This window comes from Silvanigrella sp., assembly GCF_044369315.1.
Classification (GTDB): Bacteria; Bdellovibrionota_B; Oligoflexia; order Silvanigrellales; family Silvanigrellaceae; genus Silvanigrella.
Map to the genome: position 1 here is coordinate 1 of NZ_JBIPMD010000305.1, position 3,316 is coordinate 3,316.

The 3,316-nt window shown below is 34.1% G+C and carries 5 protein-coding genes; 3 read left to right on the top strand and 2 right to left on the bottom strand.

The annotated features are described in order from the left end of the window. The first annotated feature begins 167 nt into the window (after window positions 1–167). A complete protein-coding gene (locus ACIQ56_RS15915) occupies window positions 168–485 on the top strand; it encodes a substrate-binding periplasmic protein (protein WP_397602025.1) in 318 nt (105 codons plus the stop codon). Continuing rightward, window positions 479–811 carry a hypothetical protein gene (locus ACIQ56_RS15920; RefSeq protein ID WP_397602021.1) on the top strand — a complete coding sequence of 111 codons (333 nt, stop codon included), beginning with the start codon at window positions 479–481 and terminating at the stop codon, window positions 809–811. The genes ACIQ56_RS15915 and ACIQ56_RS15920 overlap by 7 nt, the downstream gene beginning before the upstream one ends. On the opposite strand, the gene ruvB is transcribed toward ACIQ56_RS15920, so the two are convergent. Both ruvB and ruvA read right to left on the bottom strand, forming a co-directional pair. Next, window positions 806–1,831 (bottom strand): Holliday junction branch migration DNA helicase RuvB, encoded by a 1,026-nt coding sequence (gene ruvB, locus ACIQ56_RS15925; RefSeq protein WP_397602022.1) that lies wholly within the window; start codon window positions 1,829–1,831, stop codon window positions 806–808. The genes ACIQ56_RS15920 and ruvB overlap by 6 nt on opposite strands. Before the next feature lie 11 nt (window positions 1,832–1,842). Then, a complete protein-coding gene (gene ruvA / locus ACIQ56_RS15930; protein ID WP_397602023.1) occupies window positions 1,843–2,544 on the bottom strand; it encodes a Holliday junction branch migration protein RuvA in 702 nt (233 codons plus the stop codon). A 301-nt stretch (window positions 2,545–2,845) separates the two neighbouring features. Here ruvA and ACIQ56_RS15935 point away from each other — a divergent pair, with 301 nt between their 5' ends. After that, window positions 2,846–3,286, top strand: coding sequence for an MIP/aquaporin family protein (locus ACIQ56_RS15935; protein ID WP_397602024.1), 441 nt, complete (start codon window positions 2,846–2,848; stop codon window positions 3,284–3,286). The last annotated feature ends 30 nt before the right edge of the window (window positions 3,287–3,316 follow it).

Genomic DNA, 3,316 nt, shown 5'->3' on the forward strand with positions numbered 1-3,316 from the left:
CTGACAATTTTAAAATTCTATTTTCCATCTCCATTTAAATCTCCTCCTCAAAAGGATATTTAATTCTGGATTTATGCTTTGTAAAAATCACTTATTGGGAGGACACTCTATCGTTTTTCTTACTTGAACAAAACTCCTATCCTCAGGAGTGGAAAGCTGCTTGTGAAATAAATTATCCTCCATTCAATTATATTAAAAATGGAAATAGAATGGGAATGGATTATGAAATAATTGATCTTATTATGAAACAGCTTAAAATTAAGTACTCCGTTAAAAATGAATCATGGGATGATGTTGTTTCTTTATTAAGTGACGATGATATTGATTTTGCTTGGCAATTTGTCCCTACACCAGAAAGAAAAAAATTATTTTATCTTGTAGGACCCATCCGAAATGGTTGCATGTATTTATGGTTAAAAAACATTCAACTATACAGAATTGGCAGTCATTATCTGATTTTAACAATAAAAAAATTGGTGTGGTAAAAAGGTATAATTATACTTCTGAATTTGATAATTACAAAGAATTTACAAAAGTAGAATTTGCAAATAATGAAAATCTTGTAACTGGCCTTGTTGAAGGATTTGTAGATGTTATTATTGGTGATTTCTATACTCTCTCATTCGTATCAAGAAGCTATGGTTACTCAAATTTAGTACGATTTTTACCTACTTCAGTAAAATCAATTCCAAGATATGTTGCATTTTCTAAAAAAAGTAGAGATAAGTCACTTTTATTTGAAGATGCATTGAATAAATTAGTTCATTCAAAAGAGTATAAAGCTATTATTGAAAAATATAGCATATTATAAGGTAACAAAGCTATTTTGAAGATGCTTTTTACCAGACTCAGATAGCATCCGCCCTCGTGCAGTCCTTAAAATAAATCCCCTGTATACAAGATATGGTTCATAAACATCTTCTAAAGTTGATTTTTCTTCATTTAATGCCGCAGAGATAGCATCAAGACCTACCGGTCCGCCTTGATAACGATCGCTCATAATTTTAAGGAATTCCCTATCCATTAGAGATAGTCCTTCGCTATCGACACCAAGTCTTTCAAGGGAAAGGTTTACAATTTCGCAATCGATAATTGATTTATGAGATACTAATGCAAAATCAAGTATTCTTTTTAATAATTGATTTGCAATACGTGGTGTCCCTCTGCATCTTTTTGATAATAAATATGCGGCATCTTTTTTAATATGTGCGTTCATGATTGTCGCACTTCGCAGTAATATTTTAGTGAGTGCCTCAGGTGTATAATAATCAAGATGTTCTTGAATTCCAAAACGATCTCGAAGAGGAGCAGAAATGGAGCCTGCCCTTGTTGTGGCACCGATAATACAGAAAGGAGGAAGATCAAATTTTACGGTGCGGGCAGTGGGGCCTTGACCAATAAGAATGTCAAGTCGCATGTCTTCCATTGCCGAGTAAAGAATTTCTTCTACATTTGCAGGAAGTCTATGAATTTCATCTATAAAAAGAATTGTTCTTGGTTCAATGCTTGCTAAAATACCCATTAAATCTGCTGCGCGTTCAATAACAGGGCCTGATGTTACCTTAATGAGGCACCCCATGGTATCCGCTATAATTCCTGCAAGAGTTGTTTTACCTAATCCAGGGGGTCCATGAAATAAACAATGATCGAGCATTTTCCCACGAAGTTTTGCGGCTTGTGTATATACTTTTAGATTTTCACAAATTCTTTCTTGACCTGGATACTCGTCAAAGTTTTTTGGCCGTAAATTAACATGGGGTTCAAGCGATTCTTTTGCGAGTTCGGGAAGTATAACTGATGTATCAAACTTAGTATGTACACTGGTTTCCATAAATTGTGGCCTTAATGTTTTTGTATCATCCGTTCAGATAATTTAGAAAGAGATTCTTTTAGTGCAATTTCTATTGAAATATTTTCACCTAGTTGCATACGTTGTTCAAAGCTATTTACGACTTCAAAGTATTGTTTGTCCTTGTAACCTAAATTAGATAATGCGCTTTTAAGATCTTCAATAATTTGTCTGCGAAGTAATTTCTGTTCCATTTTATGGGAAATCTTTTGGCTATCCACAATGGATCCCGCTATATTTGAAGATACCCTTGTCTTTTGAATTTCTACATCATCTTTTTTACGGGCAATTAATTTCTGCATTTTATCTTTTAGTTCCAGGAGCAATCTTTCTGCAGTTTTAGGTCCAACACCTGGTATGGCGGTTAATTTTGCAATTTGACCTGTTGTAATAATTTCGCATAAATCATACCCATCTACAGAGCCTAATAATGCTAATGCTGCTTTGGGGCCTACTCCCGAAACACTAATAAGTTCTTGAAATACTTTTTTATCAAATGAAGAAGTAAAACCAAAAAGCCGAATAGCATCTTCGCGAACATGAGTAAGAATGCTTAGATGGACTTCCTGCTGGAGGGCAGGGAGCTGGCATAAAGCTGTTGCAGGGACTTCAACTTCATACCCAATTCCAGCAACATCTAGCATAATATTTTCAGGAGTTTTTTCAATCAATATTCCACGAAAAAATCCAATCATCAATTTGTTCCTTTATGATTTGTTTCTGTGCCTTTATTTTTAATAAAGGTAAAAAAGTCCATTCTTTTCATAATACATCATATGGGCTTTTTATTTTATCCTTTGTTATCAAAAAGTAAAAATTCATAATTACAGAGATTATAAAATATGTTTAAAAATTGAACACATTTTTTTGGATATGTATGTCGCTCAACAAAATTTGTCAATCTAAAAAAATTTAATTGTCTTATGGACAAAAAGTTAAAAATCGTGTTCGTTGAGTCTAGCAAATTTTTTACATGAGCATCGATGGGGAATAGTTATGGAAGACATATTACTAGGAGAATTTTTAGGCAGTGTTTTTTTAATATTATTCGGAGGGGGTGTTGTTGCCAATTCCTTATTGACAAAATCGAAAGGGATAAATGCGGGTTGGCTAGCTATTTCTACAGGGTGGGGTTTTGCAGTTATGGGCGGAGTTTTTGTTGCAAAATCTGCGGGCTCTGTTCAAGCTGATTTGAATCCGGCGGTTACTTTAGCAAAGTATTTGTTGGGCGGTATTTATACTATTTCAGAAATTTTCCCAATTATGTGCGCACAAATTTCTGGCTGTTTTTTAGGTGCTATTTTAGTTTGGCTTACATATCTCCCTCATTGGAAAGAAACCAGCGATCCTTCTTTAAAATTGGCTGTTTTTTCTACAGGACCTGCCATTCGCCATTCACCTTCTAATTTAATGACGGAGTGTCCTCCCAATAAGTGATTTTTACAAAGCATAAATCCAGAATTAAAT

Coding starts and splice junctions, on each gene's coding strand:
- ruvB (WP_397602022.1), bottom strand. CDS start 1,831: ATGGAAACCAGTGTACATACTAAGTTTGATACATCAGTTATACTTCCC.
- ruvA (WP_397602023.1), bottom strand. CDS start 2,544: ATGATTGGATTTTTTCGTGGAATATTGATTGAAAAAACTCCTGAAAAT.
- ACIQ56_RS15935 (WP_397602024.1), top strand. CDS start 2,846: ATGGAAGACATATTACTAGGAGAATTTTTAGGCAGTGTTTTTTTAATA.